15 protein-coding genes are annotated in these 19188 nt (G+C 52.2%); 13 read left to right on the forward strand and 2 right to left on the reverse strand.

Annotated features, from left to right (window positions below):
* Positions 1 to 247: 247 nt before the first annotated feature.
* From AB1483_07220 to AB1483_07255, 8 genes are all read left to right on the forward strand, one after another.
* On the forward strand, positions 248 to 433 hold the full coding sequence (locus AB1483_07220; protein ID MEW6412248.1) for a hypothetical protein: 186 nt from the start codon (positions 248 to 250) through the stop codon (positions 431 to 433).
* Between the two features lie 83 nt (positions 434 to 516).
* Positions 517 to 2424, forward strand: coding sequence for a tetratricopeptide repeat protein (locus AB1483_07225; protein MEW6412249.1), 1908 nt, complete (start codon positions 517 to 519; stop codon positions 2422 to 2424).
* 52 nt (positions 2425 to 2476) lie between these two features.
* On the forward strand, positions 2477 to 3430 hold the full coding sequence (locus tag AB1483_07230; GenBank protein MEW6412250.1) for a hypothetical protein: 954 nt from the start codon (positions 2477 to 2479) through the stop codon (positions 3428 to 3430).
* Between the two features lie 49 nt (positions 3431 to 3479).
* Positions 3480 to 4238, forward strand: coding sequence for a MotA/TolQ/ExbB proton channel family protein (locus tag AB1483_07235; GenBank protein ID MEW6412251.1), 759 nt, complete (start codon positions 3480 to 3482; stop codon positions 4236 to 4238).
* Between the two features lie 3 nt (positions 4239 to 4241).
* A complete protein-coding gene (locus AB1483_07240) occupies positions 4242 to 4739 on the forward strand; it encodes a biopolymer transporter ExbD (protein MEW6412252.1) in 498 nt (165 codons plus the stop codon).
* A gap of 75 nt (positions 4740 to 4814) precedes the next feature.
* Entirely contained in the window at positions 4815 to 5471 is a 657-nt protein-coding gene (locus AB1483_07245) for a biopolymer transporter ExbD (protein MEW6412253.1), read from the forward strand.
* Positions 5468 to 6205, forward strand: a complete 738-nt coding sequence (locus tag AB1483_07250; protein ID MEW6412254.1) for an energy transducer TonB — start codon at positions 5468 to 5470, stop codon at positions 6203 to 6205. Before AB1483_07245 ends, AB1483_07250 begins: the two co-directional genes overlap by 4 nt.
* Positions 6206 to 6547: 342 nt before the next feature.
* Positions 6548 to 7273, forward strand: a complete 726-nt coding sequence (locus AB1483_07255) for an energy transducer TonB (protein MEW6412255.1) — start codon at positions 6548 to 6550, stop codon at positions 7271 to 7273.
* Positions 7274 to 7377: 104 nt separating this feature from the next.
* Here AB1483_07255 and AB1483_07260 read toward each other — a convergent pair whose 3' ends face one another.
* On the reverse strand, positions 7378 to 7773 hold the full coding sequence (locus AB1483_07260; protein ID MEW6412256.1) for an energy transducer TonB: 396 nt from the start codon (positions 7771 to 7773) through the stop codon (positions 7378 to 7380).
* Between the two features lie 130 nt (positions 7774 to 7903).
* A complete protein-coding gene (locus AB1483_07265) occupies positions 7904 to 8830 on the reverse strand; it encodes a retropepsin-like aspartic protease (GenBank protein MEW6412257.1) in 927 nt (308 codons plus the stop codon).
* A 285-nt stretch (positions 8831 to 9115) separates the two neighbouring features.
* Between AB1483_07265 and AB1483_07270 the strand changes: the two genes are divergently transcribed.
* From AB1483_07270 to AB1483_07290, 5 genes are all read left to right on the forward strand, one after another.
* Complete coding sequence (locus AB1483_07270; GenBank protein MEW6412258.1) at positions 9116 to 9328, forward strand: hypothetical protein; 213 nt, start codon at positions 9116 to 9118, stop codon at positions 9326 to 9328.
* A 42-nt stretch (positions 9329 to 9370) separates the two neighbouring features.
* Positions 9371 to 12088, forward strand: coding sequence for a DEAD/DEAH box helicase (locus AB1483_07275; protein ID MEW6412259.1), 2718 nt, complete (start codon positions 9371 to 9373; stop codon positions 12086 to 12088).
* Between the two features lie 186 nt (positions 12089 to 12274).
* Complete coding sequence (lon, locus tag AB1483_07280; protein ID MEW6412260.1) at positions 12275 to 14752, forward strand: endopeptidase La; 2478 nt, start codon at positions 12275 to 12277, stop codon at positions 14750 to 14752.
* A gap of 140 nt (positions 14753 to 14892) precedes the next feature.
* On the forward strand, positions 14893 to 16212 hold the full coding sequence (gene miaB / locus AB1483_07285) for a tRNA (N6-isopentenyl adenosine(37)-C2)-methylthiotransferase MiaB (GenBank protein ID MEW6412261.1): 1320 nt from the start codon (positions 14893 to 14895) through the stop codon (positions 16210 to 16212).
* Positions 16212 to 19145, forward strand: coding sequence for a response regulator (locus AB1483_07290; GenBank protein ID MEW6412262.1), 2934 nt, complete (start codon positions 16212 to 16214; stop codon positions 19143 to 19145). Before miaB ends, AB1483_07290 begins: the two co-directional genes overlap by 1 nt.
* Positions 19146 to 19188 lie beyond the last annotated feature (43 nt).

A 19188-nucleotide genomic window follows, 5' to 3' on the forward strand; every position in this document is an offset into this window, starting at 1 on the left:
TCGCTTTTGTGTGGACGCACTTTTTGCGATTATCGCAGACAGGTCTCTGCCGCTAGAAAATTAGCAGGCGCTATCTTACTGCTGTTCAGCAACATAATCCGCTAACTCACATGGGCGTTTATCGGCGGCACGATTCTTGTGTTGAATCAAAGCGATTCCGTCATGACTTCAGCCAAGTTTGTCGGGAAGAATATTAAGGTCTTCGCTGTATAATTAGGAGAAAGAAGGGATGGAGAAAGCGACCCGTATGTTGAACTTGTTAGCGGCTCTGATAATGTTGGCCGCGGGAGTCTACATTCACACCGTTTTTGAACCGGTGTTGAGCATTCTGGCGCGAACCTCGGTGTGGATCGGGGTGTTAACGTACATGGTGCTGCAGGTTGAGTTTGGGTACCATCCGATTCAAAAACACATCGAGGAATTGCTCAGGTAGAAGGCCGTAATTATTCGCTTGACTTTGGTGAATTAGTATATATTTTTGTTGTCTTAATTGAAGTTATGATAAGGAATTATGTTTTGAGTGGTCTCATCAGGAACAGCTTTTTTACCGTCCTTTTGACCGCTTTTTTTGTGGTCACAAGTATCTCTTCGGGCATCTCGCAGGACATTGATCCCGGGATCGAGGAAGCCCTTAAGGCGGGGGATACCGCGAAGGCTATTAACCTTATTGATGCGGATATTTCCCTGGACCCTTCCAACCCCTGGAATTACTACTTTAAAGGCATGATTTATTTTAATCGTGGCAAGTACAGCCAGGCCGCCAAGGAGTTCGAAGCCGCCTTGGATAAAAGGGGCAAACACTATGAATCTCTTTATCAGTTGGGTCTGTGTTATCTAAATATGGGCGAGCTCGACAAAGCGGAAAAGGCCATGGAAGAAGGGCGCAAAAAGGACAAAAAGAACAAACATCGCTTTGAAGACGGTTACGGTTTGGTGATGCTTGCCAAGCAGAACTGGCAGGAAGCTGATCGGGCTTTCCGACAGGCTCTGGTCGATGATTCGCTGAATCCGATGTATCATATTCATCTGGGCGACGCCAACTTCTACCAGGGTGTCCCGGCCCTGGCCATCATTGAGTACGAGAAGGCTCTTCAGGTTGATACTGCCGGGCTGGAAGTTTACTATCACTGGGCCGAAGCCTGTCTGGAGATGAAGGACTATACTTGCGCTATCGAGAAACTTCGAATCGTGCTCACCAAGGACAGCACCCATGCTCCGGCCTGGATGAGAGCCGGCGGCATCTATTTCAAGGCGGGTCTTTCCTCGCGTACCCGTCAGGATCGCATCGACCGTTTCCGCGACGCTATAGGTTCGTATAAAAGGTATGTGGAGCTCTCGGGGGCCGAACCGGATTCTTCCAACGTTCGCGTGTTTTTCGAACTGGCTATGGCCTACACGAATTTGAATGGTTTTGAAGACGCCGCCGAGAATTTCGAAAAAGTCCTCGCTATTCCGATGGAGCCGCGCGATGTCTATTTCCATTATGGCAAAGCTCTGTGGTATAACAAGAATTTTGAAAAGGCCGCCGAGATGCTCAAAAAGCATCTTGAGTGGGTTGACGCCCAGGGTGAAGGCGTTAACACCGGCGTGGACAAAGCCGAGGTTTACCAGTATCTGGGCGATAGTTATTTCTATCGCGACCCTAAAGACTTCGTGTCGGCCGTGGACTGGTACAAAAAGTCGTACGACCTGAATACGGACCAGAAGCGTGTCGTTCAAAACATAGCCGTTGCCTACCACAGTCTCAAGAGCTACTCTCAGGCGATTGAATTCTACAATAAGCGAATCGCTTTTGGAATCGACTCGAGTTCCTCTTCCATTTATAAGAACGCCGGCTATTGCGCTCTCAACATAGCCAACGGCTCAGGTGGCGCGGAAGACGATATTGATGAGCTTGATGAGGACCTGGGTGACAGCCCCGTTGATAACGGTATTGACCCCAATGTCAACTACTATCAGGTCGCTGTGGACTATCTGGTCAATTACATGGAATTCAACAAGGACGACCTCAGCGTTCAGGAAGCCATCGCCAACACCTATCTCTACCAGCTCCAGGATTGTACCAACGGAGTCGAGCACTTTGAGAAGGTTCTGGTTATGGACCCAAACAATTGTGGCGCCAACAAGGCTCTTGGTTATGCCTATTTCGGCGGTGTCTGCACCAAGAATTATACCAAGGCCCTCGGTTACCTGACCAAAGCTCAGACCTGCCTCGCTGCTTCCAGCGGTGAATGCTCCGATGTTCCTCTTATCCTGTGGATAGCCCAGGCCTATCACCTGAGGGCGGTGGAGAAGACCGAAGCGAAGCAGGATGCGACGGATGATTTTCGTAATGCACACACCTGGTATGTTCAGTGTCTTAAGTGTGAACCTAACAATAAAGACGCCAAACTGGGCAAGGATCAGACCGAATACGAATTTTAAGGGCCAGGCCCTTCTTGATAGATTGGATGAACACTAATTCTTGGGAGTTTTGATGGCTGTAGACGAAAGCAAAGACAAGAAAGTTGCTAGTAAGCCAATAACCGAAGCTCAGAGGTTCAGGTATATCGGTTTCGAGGTCTTCCCCGGCAAGCCGAAAGACCTGTTTAAATCGGATAAGGAGAAGGCAAAATATGTCGATGGTGTCGTCAGTAAGCGCGCCAAGGGTGACGTACTCAGAGATCAGTGCACCCTTCTGGAGCAGCGCGTTTCCACGACCGACCGGCTGGTGCTGACCATCGCCTCGATCATCATCTTTGCCACCCTGTTTATTCCCTGGTATTCCGCTTACAATGAAATAGTGGTGGAGACCACCCAACCGGTCCAGACTGAGCAGGCGCCGGTTGTTGCTGACAGCGCCATGCTCGCCCAGGCCGGCGATACCCTGGCGACTCAGGCAGCGCAAACAACGACCGAATCGGCCACTGAACAAGCGGCCGAAGCGATCCCGCCGACCACGGTAGCTCAGACTGACGGTTCTAACGAAGAAGTTATTACCGGTTATGTCGCTAAAAAGAAGGTGAACAAGGAATACGAGCGCCTGACCGGGATAGGTTCATTCCTCGCTATCGGTTCAGTTGCTTCGTACGCGTTCTCGTCCGGTTTCGCCGTTGCCGTCAGCGTGATAGTATTTTTGATCTATACGCTTCTTTGTATCGCGCTGCCCGTTTACACACTGTACGGCTTGTACGGCCTTAAGGGTGATCCTGACAAAAAAGCCCTGCAGCTCAAAAAGATGCTGCGCTATAACTGGATCCCGCTGATTCTGTTCTTTTTGGCGATGATTCTTTCGTTCTTTGGATCCGAATACGGGTTCGACGCCGCTAATATGTTTACCAGCCTCGGTGATGGTTATGGTCCGGGTGTCTTTCTGAATGTTCTTTCCTGGGGTATCATAGTATCTCTGGGTGCGTTCATTCTGGTGGCCGTCAAAGGGGTCGAGATTTAACGAGTAAAAGAAAAATACAAATATAACTTAATCTGGAGGATTAGTTCACGTGGTTAAACAAACGATTTTCGTCACTCTTAACGCAATCGTTGCTTTCGCGATAGGCTTTGGCCTGTGGTATGGAGTGTTTAGAACATCAGACAATCCCATCGTTCACTCGATCTATCAGGGCGGACCGCTCGTGGTGGTTCTGATTATGATCCTTTGTATGCTCATAGTCTTTGTTATCGAGCGCTACATGTCCCTGTATGGCGTCGCCAAGGGAAAGAGCTCGGTCCAGGTGTTCTTCAAGAAGCTGGTCACGCTTATTCAGAATGACGATCTCGATGGCGCCCTGGCTGCCTGCGACAAGCAGCGCGGCACGACCGCCAACGTCCTGAGAGCCGGCATCGACCGCTACCGCGAAGTCAAAGGCAACAGCGCGATGGATGCTGAGAAGAAGATTCAGCTGACGCAGTCGGCTATCGAAGAAGCCAACGCCCTCGAGGGACCGCTTCTTGAGCGTAATCTTATCGCCCTCTCGACCATTGCTTCGATCGCGACCATGGTTGGACTTCTGGGAACGACTATCGGTATGATTCGCGCCTTTGCCGCTACCGGTAACGTTGAAGGCGGCGTTATCGACGCCACCCAGCTGGCCGTTGGTATTTCCGAGGCTCTGGTTAACACCGCCGGTGGACTCGTCTCCGGTATTCTCGGAATCTTTTTCTACAATTTCTTTGTTAATAAGGTAGATGCCTTTAACTATACGACCGACGAGGCGACCTTTGAAATCATGCAGATTCTGAAGGAAAAAGAAGGAATCTAAAAAATGGCAACCAAGAAGAAACGGCGCATTTCTATCAGGATCGATATGACTCCGATGGTGGATATCGCCTTCTTGCTTCTGATCTTCTATATGGCGACCACGCAGTTCAAGCCACCGGAAGCGAGGGCTGTGGATCTGCCGCAATCGCATTCGCAGATTGAGTTGCCGGATAAAGATATTATCAATATCACCGTGACCAAGTACGACTCCATTTACGTGGACTACGTCGAAAAGCGTACTATCGATATCGAGGGCCAGGAGGTGGAAACCAAGGTCCGTATCGTCAAGACGACCGACACGTACAATGTCTCGGGTGAGATTAACCGGGCCAGAGCTAAAAACTACAGGGCGCTGATTGTGATCAAGGCCGATGAAAAGGCCAGCTTCGGCATCATGCAGGATGTAATGCGGTCCATGCAGGAAAACCACCTCGAACGCTTCCTGATTATCACCGATCACGAAGTTGAAGTCGGCGGTGGGACCGGTGAAGAAGAGGCTTAACCGGAGAGCGGTTTTTAGCGAAAGGTCAAAATGAAACGCGTATATATATATATTGAGAGGAGAGTGATGTAATAAATGGCCGGTGAAGTTGCAGAACGGGCACCGAAAGGCGGAAAAAAGGGATTAAGAAGGCCCAAGCGAAGAATCTCTATCCGTATCGATATGACACCGATGGTTGACATCGCTTTCCTTCTGTTGATCTTCTACATGGTTACGACCGTGTTCTCGATGCCCCAGGCTATGGAAATTAACCTGCCTCCCATCGAGCAGGAAGAGGATATCGAGGTTGCCGAGTCGAACCTTCTGTCGATTCGCGTCGATGCCGACGGTCGCTTCTGGTGGAATCTGAAAACGCCGACGCCGGATAATCTGCCCATACTGTTGCCTTCAGCTCCTCTCAGCGCCGATGATACGGTTAAATACCGTCTTGATTCGGACACTCTCAGGAGCCTTTTGATGGCACAGAACCTTGAGAATCCCAAACTCAATACACTGATTCTCATCCATCGGGACGGAAGTTACGGCGATATGGTTGATATCCTCGACGAAATCGACTTTCTCGAACGCGGTTGGAACCGTAACATTGCCGACCGGTTGGGCGTAAAGATCGAAGAAATTCCCAAAGATGAGAAATTCTCGTATCGTTATGCCATCGGCAAATGGGAAGATCGAGATAATAAGGTCATTGAAGCTGCCGTGGTTCAGGCACAAGGAAGGGGTGAATTACAATGACAACCCCAAATGCATTGTACTCGCCGTACGGAGCTTTTGAGCTGAAGGCCCGCTACCAGTTTAATTTCATGCTGGGAACGCTCATTACAGTGGCTGCTGTTGCGGCCATCCTTCTCACCTTCTGGATTATCAACAAGATGGGAGAGGATGACCTCGAGGCCATCGATTTGAGCGCCAAGGTGATTAAAACCGTAGCGGATCTGGGACCACCGCCCAGCGTGGCCAAAAAGCCGCCGCAGGTGAAGGTGGATCAGCCGCAGGTGGCTGCCCCGAAAGTGGGTATCCCCAAGCCGGTTGCCGACGATGAAGCTATCGACGAGGATGTCGTCTTGGCTACTCGTGACGAGCTGGCGGAGATCGTGGCTCCGGATATAGCTGCTGTGAACGAAGGCGACGGTAATATCGTTATCGATATCGCTGAGGACGATTATCTGCCGGCGCCGGACGAGTTCGTTCCGGTGGAAATCTATCCGGAGATGATTTTCCAGCAGGCCCCCGAATACCCGCGACTGGCCAAACAGGCCGGTATCACCGGTGTCGTGTGGGTCCGCGCTCTGGTCGACAAGGAAGGTAATGTGCGCAATTCCATGGTGCACAAATCTTCCGGAACCGCTTCGCTCGATGAAGCCGCCGTCGCGGCCGCGTACAAAAACAAATTCAAACCCGGCATTCAAAACGGTCGTCCCGTCAACTGCTGGGTGAGCTATAAAGTCGTGTTCGAGCTCGATACTTAATCGATTTTCGTCAGTACGACTTTTTAGCTGAAAGATCCGGGCATCCAATTGCTCCACGCAATCGGATGCCCGTTTTCTATCCCCGAATCAATTGCCTGCCGGAAGATTTCATACTCTCCAGAGTATCTAATTTAGGGCAGCGAGCTAAACCAACGATCGATTCGCTGCGTCTCATTATTAGTAGTAGGAGGGAATCCCATCTCGCTGGGCCTGAGTACGGAAATGGAACGTGCTCGCCACTCTTCTCGCTCAGTTTTTTTGCCACGACTCGAATCGATGACGTTGAACATACATGGTGAATATCATCACCTGTGACGCAATGCAGGGAGGAGGTGATTTGCGATGACAGCGTCAACTTATACGCCGTACGGGGCTTTCGAATTGAAAGCAAGGTATCAACCTAACCTAATAAAGGCCATGCTGCTCACAATTACAACGGTGGGTGTGATCCTGCTGGCAGCCTTACTGATAGAAAATCTCAAGGGCGAGCCACAGATACTTCCGGATGACAAGAAGGAGGATCGAATCATCATCATCACGGATATAAAGCAGGAACCACTGATTATCAGGTCTCGCGACATGAATGAGCAGTTCGAGCGGTCCATGGAAGCGAGAGGGACGATTCCAAAACCGATTGTCGACAGTCTCGTTGCCGACCCGGATGCCATGATTGCCTCGCGCATAGAAAAGCAGTATATGGTCGATGCCACGGGATTCGATGGGATTCCCGAAGGAACAAATATCATTGTCGTGGAAACCGAAGACGTAATCCCGCCCGCGACGGAATTCCATCCGACCGACACCCCGGCGGAGATGATCTTTTCCGTTAAGCCCATCTATCCGAGATTGGCGAAATTGTCTGGATTGGAAGGCGTGGTCTCTGTGCAGGCCTATGTCGGCATTGACGGAAACGTAATCAAGGCTCAGGTGGGGGTCTCCTCGGGATCGGATGTGCTCGATGAAGCCGCCGTGGAGGCGGCCTACAAAAACAAATTCAAGCCGGCTGTATTCGATGGTCAGCCGGTGGCTGTTTGGGTAACCTATCAAGTGCGCTTTACTCTGGACTAAAGGGCTGTCGTTGAAGACAGTTGCTGGGGGACAGCAGCAAAGGGAGGGTGACACCGGTGCCGGGCGAAGGGACTCGCCCGGTACATTTTGTTATCACACCGCTATCAGGGCAGACGAAATTCAATTTTGAGTGAGACCCAGCTTGCAACAGGCTCACTGCCGCAATGCGCCGGCTCAAATTGATACAGCTTCGCAGCGTCGAGAGCCGCCTCTTCGAAACCGCATGACTCGCAATCGGTCGTGACCACTTCCAAATCCGAAATATCACCTTCAATACCGACCAATCCCTTAACCCAGACCGTGCCCTCAAGCTCCTGTTTAAGAGCCTCCGGGGGATAAGACGGCGATGGCTGGTGCACGGCTGTGGCCGGCGTAACAGCCGGACCGTCAAAAAGCGAAGGAGGTCCGGGCAGGACAATCGCCATTGCCGCGTGTGAAGTGGAAAGGATCGCGATGATGAGAAGACCCGCTGCCAATGGATATGTTAAAAGATTTTTCATTGGTGCCTCAAAGATTAAGACCCGGTAATGCCGCTAATTTGCTGAGAACCCTGTTGCTAATAACGACGCATTTATACACCGCGCCGTTCATATTTTATTTACGGGATTATCCCGCGGGGGTTGCCACGATTTATTTTGAATCGAACCTGAGCAACTGATTCTTTTGATCAAACGTGAGTGAAAATCTCCTCAATACTTCGTAGCCGATATTCGGGCTATCCCAGTCCATGGCGAATGTGACTTTGATATTGAAAATGCTGTGTCCCGCCACCTGAAGAGGTTCAGCCAGCTGGGCGCCATACACGGCAAAACTGTTGTTGGCCGTCTTGGCCCATCCGATCAACCTGACCTCATCTCGCGTGCTCGTAGTTGCCATATAGGACCCGGGCAGGTTCAAGCCGCCTTCATGGCCGGTGTCAATGGTTGCCTGAAACTCCTTTGAGCCAAGTCTGGCGTCGACCAGGCAAAACAGCCCGTCTTTGCTGCGCATATAAGGCGTCACGTGTTTTCTGTCCGGTCCGGTCAAATCACCGAACTGCATCTGTATTTCCTTGTCGTGGTAGTCAATAGTCAGAAGCAAATCCGAAAACAGGCCGAAACTGAGGATTCCCATAATCGGTCCTTTCACCAGGCCCGGAAGATTTCCGTAGTCACGCGCCATGCATTTTAGCCCCCGAAACACTGCCCCGCCGATTTGTATGCTGTCAACAAAGACCAGATCGTGGTACTGTACGTTACTACCGGTACCATCGTCGTTCAGAGCCAGCCCCACCTTGCGAAGCCCGAATTTCGTAACCAGCGAGGTGTCAATCCGGCCGTCTCCCGATGTACCGGTATCGAGCAGAAAAGAGAAGGGGCCTTCACCATTGACTTTCGCCTTAACGACAATCTGCCCGTAAGAGCATTTAATCGGGACCTTGACGACCTCGGTGGCCAGTTCAGTTCTGGGGGGGATGGGCAGAGACTGCTCAGCCTCAATTTCGACCGCTCCGCCGGCACCGTGTGACAGACCCAGCGCCATCAGGGCAATAGCGATATGTGGCAATTTTGGCAGCATACAAAAGCCTCCATAAAAAACTACGCATCAGATATTGATTTGGTTCAAAAGTCCGTCGGCCGACACGCGCGACTTTCCATGCCGTAAGTCATTGTCGGAACGAGCATTAGTCTGGGGGGCGATTTTTTCATGAAAAATTGGTGCGATTTTTTGAAAATGCACTTGACAACTGCACAAATGTGCAGTATTATCGGTTCGCGTCGATAATTTGCCACAAAGCACCTTGAGTTAACCCTCGCTGAATCAGTCGGGGGAGTTAAACCCCAGCGATGCAGGAGCTCGATCATGAACAAAGCACAATTGATAAATAGTTGTCTTTGCGCCGAGATAACAGAGGACTACGACCACCCGACCGGAGCTTTCGCGCCGGTTGTCAGTGTGGGTGATTACTATACCTATCTCAATGCGGGCACCTGCCCCGATTGCGGGGCATCCATGTTTCGGCAGGGAAGGTGTTTTACGTGCATGTCGTGTGGTTTTACAAGCTGTGGCTGCTGAGCGACTTCGATTGACTACAACCAACAGGGGAGGAAACAGGCTATGCGTTTGGAAGATCTCGAAAAATACGGCATACCCGGACAGGTCATCTCAAGGCTGGCCCAAAGGCAGGGACAGAGCCTTCTTCCGGTCCAGAGCCGGGCAATTCGGAAAGGGCTGATTGGCAATCCGGGCGAAGCTTTTGGCGCCAGGTGTGTCAGAATGCTTGTCTCGTCCCCAACGTCCTCAGGAAAGTCATTTTGCGCTGAGATAGCCTCTATGAAGGCCCTGACGGCACGCCAGAAGACGGTTATGCTGTTTCCGCTAAAATCACTGGCCGAACAGAAATACGAGCTTCTCTCGCAAACCTACGGTGATCTCGGCATACGCACTATAATCGTTACCGGCGATCACCCTGAAAACGACGAGCGCTTTTACAAAGGCGACTACCAGATCGCCGTGGCGATTTATGAGAAATTTGACCTTCTGCTGACAAGGTTGCTCGATTCTCTTAAGAACATCGGTCTGGTTGTTATCGACGAAATCCAGACTATCACCGAACCGGGGCGGGGGGCGATTCTGGAAAGACTTCTGACCAAGATTCTGGCTTCGGGCTATAACCCGTCGCTGCTGGGTCTCTCGGCTGTTATTGGCGATGATTGCGGCTCGGCCGGCAAGCTGGCTGCCTGGCTGAGAGCGACTCTGATTGAAGAAACCACCCGGCCGGTCGAGTTGATGAGGGGAGTGGCGGCCGAAGGTTCCTTCCGGTACAGGCTTTTTAACGATGGTCTCGATGGCGTGGAGCCGTTTGAGGATTGCGATGCGGGCGATGAGCGCTTTGAACAGTTCGTCAGGCAAATCAAGAAGGCCGAAGGCTCGACGCTGGTATTTCTGAAATCACGGATGGAGACCGTTGACTGTGCCTTCAGGCTGGCGGCATCGGTTAACTGGCCCGAGGCGACAGCGGCTCTGGTTGAACTCGACGACGAGGAACCGTCGTTTCTGGTCCGCTCCCTTAAACAGGCGCTCACGCGGGGAGTGGCTTTTCATAGCTCTGACTTGTCGCCGCGTCAAAGAACAATAGTGGAACAAGCTTTTATAAATAAAGAGATTAAAGCCCTATTCTCAACTACTACTTTAGCAATGGGGGTCAACCTTTCGGCTGATACGGTCTATCTGGAAACCGTCAAATATTCATCGGGCAAATATGACCAGCGCCCGTCGCTGGTACCTGTATCCCGGTCGGATTTTGATAACATGAGCGGCCGGGCCGGTCGGCTGATACCTGATGCCAAAGCGGACCATCCTGGACGAGCCATCATTCTGGCGGAAACGGAGTTCGATCGTGAGATTCTCTGGCAGAACTATATTGCCTGCGACTCCCCTCAAGCCATCCGCTCGGCTTTCGAGAGCGTGCCTGCCGAAGACTGGTTGCTGGACATGATTGCCTGCGGTTTAATCAGGCAGGGCACCGGCGAGGCTCTCGGCGAGCCGTTCAATTATACTTTTTTGAAAAGTCTTGATAAGGCATGTCCGGTGCCCGATTTCACGGCCTCGTTACAGCGGCTGATTCATTCCGGTCTTGTCGAGATGGATGCCTTGTCCGGCAAGCTTACCGCTACCGCTCTCGGGCAGGCAACAGCCCGGGGAGGGCTCAGTGTCGAAGAAACCGTTCACTACCGGCGTGCTCTCGACTCAGGCTATCCTGATACGCCGGCGGGATGGATTGCCCTCGCGCTCAGCGGCCACGGCTGGAGCCTGCCTCCGGCTATCCTGAGCCGCTTTGAGCAAACCCACAACCTGCCTCTCAAGATGCTCTACGCTGACTTTGACAACCTCGTTGATGAGGCTGTCCGCTACCTTGCGATCAACCGCAAATCGAGCCAACCCCTGCCATACCGTCAGGCGGCATCAATCAAGGCGCTCATGCTGCTCGAACAGTGGCGCCAACTGACCCCGGTGGAAAAGCTCGAAGAGCGATTCCAGATGCACCTCGGGCAGATCATCGGCCTGGCCGAGTCAATAGCCCACCTGATGACTTCGCTCGGCGAGATTGTCCGCTCTACCGATGGGGGCTTGGCGATCACCGGTCGGCTGAAAGATTATGCTTTCAACATAAGATACGGCGTCCCGGTATCGATGCGGTCACTGCACGAACATTTCGGCAGGATACTCAACCGGTTTGATTTCGCGGCTCTCAGGCAGGCTAAAGTTGAATCGGTTGACGATCTTTTCAATGTCAGCCCGGACAATCTTGGCGCGTTAATTAAGGGTAGTAGTAAGCTAAAGAAAATCAATGACATAATAGCTATACTTAAAGGAGAACTTGAAATGGAAGCAAGAACCTCCATGACGGAAAACCGCTGCAGCTCGGCGGTGTCAGCATCGTTTGTTAAGCCGGAGTCAATCGAGATTGATGGCTCTTATGAACGGGAGAGGTATCTGGTGAAAATAAACGGTTTCCCGGTCCGGTTGACGGGTAAGTCGTTCAAGTATTTCACCAAGCTGGCCTGGTCTCGCCTCAATCGGGATTCCGGGTGGATTTACAAAGAGGATATTGAGGTTGGTTTCAACCAGGCCCGGTATCTTTATCGCATGAAAGGGGAGATCAGCGCCGGGCTCAACAGTCCCTGGCCGGTGGTCGAAAACAACCGATTGGGTTATTACCGGTTGAGCATCGACCCGTCCCGAATCCGCGTCAATGTCAACAACCTGAAAAACCACCCTGACTGGGAGGTCAGGTCGCTGGTGGCAGATAAAGACGCGGGCCGGGTCAACTAAATCGACGGTATAGCCGTTTTGTGTATCCCGCTCGGTGGGTTCAGATCGGGTATAATATGTTGGAAAAGAGTCCGTAACGGGCGGCTTTTCAGTCGTTGAAATAAAAATTTGACAACGACTTATATTTCAAGTTGCTTGCGTTCAGGGATTAACAGAATAGCCGATTAATATGCAAAACGGTGACCAATGATTATAAACAGCAAAGAAAGACTCCCGATACTAGCCGCCGATAGGGAAGAAAAATACCCGATTCTCCCGTTGAGGACGGGCGTGCTTTTTCCAGGCATGATGCTGACTATTCAGGTCGGCCGTCCGGAGAATCTGGAGCTGCTCGAACAGAGTCGTTCGGGTAAGAAACAGTTCGTTGCCGCCTACTCACCATCGCGTTATGCCGAAGCTGAGGCGACGCCCTTCCATCAGGTTGGGGTGCTGGCCGAGGTACGCGATATCAAGGCCGGTTCAGGCAACTCTCAGGTGGTTACTATCGAAGGCCTCAAACGAGTCGCCATATCCAAAATTATTCAGAGCGAACCTTTTGTTATCGCCTCGGTCAACTACATGCAGCCGGCCACGGACATGTCGAAGGAGTTGCCGGCGAAGCTCGATGAGGTTGTGGCTGTGGTGAGGGAAATCACGGCTCTTGACCCCACCTACTCGCCCGAGCAGATCAACGTACTCCAGATGAATCGCGAAGATTTCTCGCTGGCAGCCGACACCGTGGCTGCCACCTATCATTTTCCCCTTGAAGCCAAGCAGGACCTTCTGGAGACCGTTAACCTGGAACTGCGGTTCGACCGGTTGCTTAACTATCTCAACGCCGAACTCAGTCGCGTGGTTACCATACACAACATTAACACGAATGTCCAAAAGAGTCTCGAGGATGAGCAGCGCAAACACTTTTTGAGGCAGCAACTTCACGAAATCCGCAAGGCGCTCGGTGAGGACTTTGCCGAGGAAAAGGAAGCTGCCCGCATCCGCAATCTTATAAAGACCGCTCCGCACCTTCCGCCCGAGGTCGTCGCCCGGGCCACTATCGAGGCAGACCGTTTGACACACTTGTCGACCGCATCGGCCGAATATGGCGTGACCAAAAACTATCTCGACTGGCTTCTGGCGTTGCCGTGGGGGAGATGTAAGCCCGAGGATTACAAGATAACCGAAGTCGAAAAAGTTCTGTCGACCGAATACTATGGGCCGGTTAGTCTCAAAGAGCAGATTCTCCAGCGGCTGTCGGTCAGAAAACTTCTCGGCGGTGTCAACGAAGGCCCCACCCTTTGTTTGATTGGCGCTCACGGTACCGGTAAGGCGGCAATCGCCAAAGCGATCGCCAAAGCTATGGGCAAAGACTTTATTCGGATGTCGGTGGGCGGAATCTCCGATGTGACCGAAATCAAAGGCACTTCGCGAACTTTCCTCGGAGCCATGCCCGGTAAAATCATGCGTGCCCTGAGAAATGCCGGCACCTGCGATCCGGTCATGCTGATCGAAGATATCGATTATTTCAATATCGAAAACGACTCGTCTGTCAACATGGCTTTGCTTGAGGCTATAGATAATCGCATCAACTCGCGTTTTCTTGACAACTACATCGGCGTGCCCTTCGACCTGAGCAAGATAGTGTTCATTTGTTCCGTTCGTTCCTACGAAGAGATCCCGGAGCAGTTTATCCCGCGTTTTGAGATTATCGAGTTGCCCGGTTATATAGAGAGAGAGAAGATCGTCATAACAAAGAGATATATTGTCCCCAAGCTGCTCAAGAAACACGGCATCACTAAGACCGAGTTGAAATTCCCGGACAAAATTCTCTCGCGCATAATCAACAACTACACTATGGAAGCCGGGCTTCTGGGGTTGTCACAGCAGCTCGAAAAGATCTGCCGCAAGGTGGCACTCGAAAAAGTGTCCAATAATAAAAAGTCCTGGCAGGTCACCGAGAAAAATCTGGAATCGTATATCGGCCAGCCTGTCTATATACCGGAAAAAGCCGAAACTACGCCTGAAATAGGTATCGCAGCCGGTCTGGCCTGGACAGGCGCCGGCGGCGATCTGATGTTCATCGAGGGACTGAAAATGAAAGGTGGTGGGGAAATCTTCACCACCGGCTCGCTGGGCGATGTTATGCGCGAGTCGATTCAGGCGGCTTTCTCTTACGTGCGCTCCAAAGCCGATATGCTCGGCATCGACTCAGCCGACTTCAATGATTTCGATATCCATATCCATTTCCCATCGGGCGCTATTCCCAAGGATGGTCCCTCGGCCGGCGTCACGGTTTGTCTGGTAATCGCCTCGGTTATGGCCGAACGTCCTATCCGAAATGACATCGCCATGACCGGCGAAATTACGCTTCGCGGTAAAGTCCTTCCGGTGGGGGGAATTAAGGAAAAAGTCTCGGCGGCGTTCAGGGCCGGAATCTACAACGTGGCTATTCCCAAAGAGAACCAGAAAGACCTCAGGGAACTGCCAAAAGAAATCCTGCGCAAAACCAAATTCACTTTGCTGGAAAGAGTCGATGAACTCTTCGAGACCTGTCTGCTGGATTTCACACCGTCTTCCTACACCCTCGAGAAGATTTTCCAGGAGGAGATAAAGAAGGCGAAAAAGAAGACCCGCACCGGCAGGAAGAAATCGCGGGCGGCCAAGTCCAAATCGACATCGGGTAAATAACCTCTCCGCTGTTATAACCTCCCTGTTTTCAAGGCGTTGATAACGCCTGTCAAAACTTTTTGTTTACAAACATATCCAATCAACGTATCATATTTCATCAATTATCGAACTTACTGCGACTTACTGCCGTTGGGACTGTTATGTCGGGCCAAAAGAAAATAGAAACCTTTCATATCTCTACCTTCGGATGCCAGATGAATCTGGCCGATTCCTCGACATTGGTTGCAACAATGCACTCACGCGGTTATCGGCGGGTGGATGATGAAAAGGACGCTGACCTGATAATTCTCAACACCTGCTCGGTGCGTGAAAAAGCCGAGCAGAGAGTTATCGGCAGGCTCGGCGAGATATATAAATTCAAGCGAACGCGGCCCGCGCTCAAGGTGGCCGTGGTCGGGTGTATGGCTCAACGGATGGGGGAGAAGCTGCTCGAAAAGGTCCCTCACGTCGACTATGTTTTGGGAACCGACCGCATCTTTGAGCTCCCCGATGTTATCGAAGGCTCCGAGGGAACCAACCGCGTTATGACGGCATTCGGGCATGAGAATATCGATGTTATCACACCTACGAAAGAAACACCTTTCTCGGGTTTTGTTACTATCTCCCGCGGTTGTGACAACTACTGCACCTACTGCATCGTGCCTTATGTCCGTGGCAAGGAGCGTTCGCACTCGGCCGATTTCATTGTCGACTCTATCAAGAAACTGGCTGACGAAGGTGTGGTCGAGATTACGCTCCTCGGCCAGAACGTCAACAGCTATAACTGCGATGGTGTTGATTTCCCCGACCTGCTGGTAAGAACCGCCGAAGAGACTTCAGTGAAGCGTATTCGCTTTATGACCTCGCATCCCAAGGATTTTTCGTTCAAACTTGTTGATGTTATGGCCGCGCAGCCGAAGGTTGCGCCCCATATCCATCTGCCGCTCCAGTCCGGATCCGACAGGATACTCAAGAAGATGGGTCGCGTCTATACGGTCGAGCATTATCGGCGGGTGGTCGAGTATATCCGGAGCAGATTGGACTATGTCTGTCTTACGACCGACCTTATTGTCGGTTTCCCGACCGAGACGGAGGATGAATACAGGGCGACGCTGGATATTGTCCGGGAGATTGGTTTTGACAGTGCCTTTATGTTTCGCTACTCGGTGCGTCCGGGAACCACCGCGGCGAGATTTCTCGATGATGTCCCTGAGAAACAGAAGATAGACCGCCTCAAGAATTTGATTGCCCTGCAGCAGGAGATTTCGTTGAGCCGCAACCAGCGTGAGCTTGGCCAGGTCCGGTTCAGCCTTGTTGAAGGAAGCGCCCGGCGGGACAACCACCTGATGCGAGCCAGAACCGAAGGCAACAAGATAGTCTTATTCGAGGCTGACAATATCGAGCCCGGCAGCATGAGACCGATTCGAATCACGCAGGCCGATGCTTTCACACTGCACGGTACGATCGAGGAGCCCAGCTGATGTCGGCAGCATTTGCGATAGTCTCATCGATAATAGTGCTTGTCACTGCTGTTTTCCTGGTCTACCGTCTTGGTTTTTTTGCGAGTGAGAAGTTGTCCGGCCGGTACGCCTTTCTCATCGGCGGATTTCTGCTGTTTGTCGCGTCCGCGTGGCAGGTAATCAGGTACACAACCGACTACAACTTATGGTTCATCGATGAAGCATACCCGATTCTCGACATCGGGCAGTTGTTGATCTTCGTGCTTGGCTCGCTGCTGATGGTTGTCGGTCTGGCGCTCTATGCCGATTTCTGGCAGACCCGTCGCGAAGAACTCTCCATCCGCGACCAGCACCTGTCCATTCTGAACAATTTGCAGGATGATGCCCGTCAGCCATACCAGACAATGGAGCTGCTCGACATCGCGATAAAAGAGATCGTGAGTCATCTGCCGGAAACCTCCGGCGCGATATTCCTTGCCAACCGGAGTCTTCGCCAGTTGGTGCTTACTTCGTCGGTCGGCTTCACCAAGCAGGAAACGGCTTTTCTCGAACGATACCCGTTCGGCCAGAATGTAGTCAGTCAGGCAATCGAGATGAGCGAGCCGATTATAACGGGCAATTTTGTGTTCGTAGATGCTTTGGGCAAGAGCATTGTTTCGCCTTACAACTGCTGCCTCGTTCTGCCGTTGGCGGCGGGAACGGAGAAGATCGGGGCCATGCTGCTTCTATCGCAGCAAAGCAAGGCATTCGGCCGCGCCGAGATCAGGTATCTATCGCCTGTGGCCAACTGGCTGGCCGAAACCGTGAGATCATCGCGTCTGGCTAAAGAACTTGCCAGTGTCAAGGGGGAGTTGAGTTCCGCCTCGGCTCTTTATGATGATTTCAAGCACCGCATCGTTTCATCCGCCGATGCTTTTTCGGCTTCGGAAATACTCACGGCTTTCTGCCGCAGCCTGGTAGGACTGGCCGGTTCTCAATCGGTTCAGCTGCTTGGAATGAAAAACGGAATGCTGCACATTTTTGGCGGCAGCCAGCCGCTGATTGACCTCTCCGAGAACTACCGCACAGCTCTTATTGAAGCGCTCGACAGGAGAAAGCCGCTTATAATCAACCAGGAGGCGTCGGGCGACGAGGGCAGGACATATATCGCCCGTTCGACACTTCTTTATCCAATGGGCGATCAGCCTGAAACAAGCGCCATAATGTTCATGAAGGATGGCTCTCCGTTCAGGGTGAGTGATGATGTTCTCAAGACAATGGAAGTTTTCACCAAACTGGCGCGTCTGACAATCCAGCAAAGCGAAATGCACCGTCTCGATATCACCCGTCGCAAAGGGCTCGATAAGATTGTCCGGCTCCTGCGCGTCGACCGGAGCGTGAATTTCCAGGCGGCCCCCGGCTTCTTTGTCAAACACCTGGCCGGTGTGTTGCCGGTTCGTTCGGTGGCGGTGACCTTCGCAAAACAGCGCAACGGTTCCTTTAAGGCGGTCGATGGAGTAAATGTTGCCGAAGATCAACTCGAAGGTATCGAGACTCTGCCGGGCGAAGGCGTGGTGGGTAGTGTTGCTGTCGATGCTCAAACGCACTTCATCTCCGGGCGGAACAACGTGATTCAGGCGCTGCGTTCTTTCGATGAAGTCAATCGCGACAACTTACAGAAGCTTTTCGGCGAGCAGGGACAACCCAATTTCATGGCGGCCTGTCCTATCGTAAAAGTGGATGAAATAGAAGGCGTGGCGCTGTTTTTCATGTTCGATGTTTCCGAAAATGAGAAAAACGAGTGGCCGCGACTTTTGACCCTCGCGTCGGGACTCTTTTCACTACGGCTTACCATAACCGACCTCTACGAAAAACGTCTGCAACCGGAAACAGCCGACGCCGTGCCTGCCGGTAACCTCGGCGAAATAGTCAACCAGCTCAATAACCACCTGGCGGCAATTGTCGGCAACGCCGGATTGGCTGAGGTTCGTCAGGACCTGACAGGCGAGCTAAGACAACAGTTCCGGGGCATTATCGATGAAGCAGAGCGCGCTGCCGACCTTCTCAGAAGCGCTCTCGGGGAGAACAACGCGGAAATATCTCCGGCAGAGGCCGTCGAACAACCTGCTACCTATCAGCTCAACGACATCGTTGATTCTGTTCTGACCGGGCACCGCATCTCGGACAATCTGCACATGCTGGCCGGGCGCCCGCGCGAGATCAAACGGCAGCTTGGCAGTGTTCAGCAGGTCGCCTTTGGATCCGACGCTCTGCGGAGCCTCTTCGAAGAAGCGATTAGCCGCTTCGCCTCGGTTGCCGAAGACGACGATGTCATTACGGTCGCGACATATACCCGCGACGGGTATGTTTACCTTGATGTCTCCCGGCACCATCGGGATTTTCCACCGGTGCAAAACGTAGCCGGCTTCGGGCATTATCAGCAGCCATCTCAAGCGCTCCAGCACCGACCGTCGGATACTTTCCTAAAGCATCTCGGCGATCGCCCGTCCTACTACTCGGTCGACCGGGTGTCATCCACACCATCCTATCTTTCTTTCAAGTTTCCCATTAAGAGTACACCGACGGTTGCTGCGACCGAAGGCCGCCGGCCGAGGATACTGGCTATCGACGATCAGGCTGTGATTCTGGACTTGATTTCGGCCATGTGCCAATCAACGGGCTATGATGTCAAGACGGCCGAGACGGGTCAGGGTGGCCTGGAGATGGCGTTGAGGGAGAAGTTCGATGTCATTTTGACCGACCTGGCCATGCCCGGTCTGTCCGGCGTCGAAATAGCCCACGAAATTCGCAAAAAACGACCGAATGTTCCCGTCGTGCTGGTCACCGGTTACGAGGTCAAAATCAGCGCGGAACGGCTTGAGGCGGCAGGAATAACCCGTGTGCTTCATAAGCCCTTCAGGATAGAGCAATTGACCGAAATTATAGAATCCCTCATAAAGCAGCCCACTGCCTGATTTTTCCGCTCCCGTCAGCATAAACCATTACATCTTTTGACCG

The organism is Candidatus Zixiibacteriota bacterium, from assembly GCA_040756055.1.
In the GTDB taxonomy this organism is placed as follows: domain Bacteria; phylum Zixibacteria; class MSB-5A5; order GN15; family FEB-12.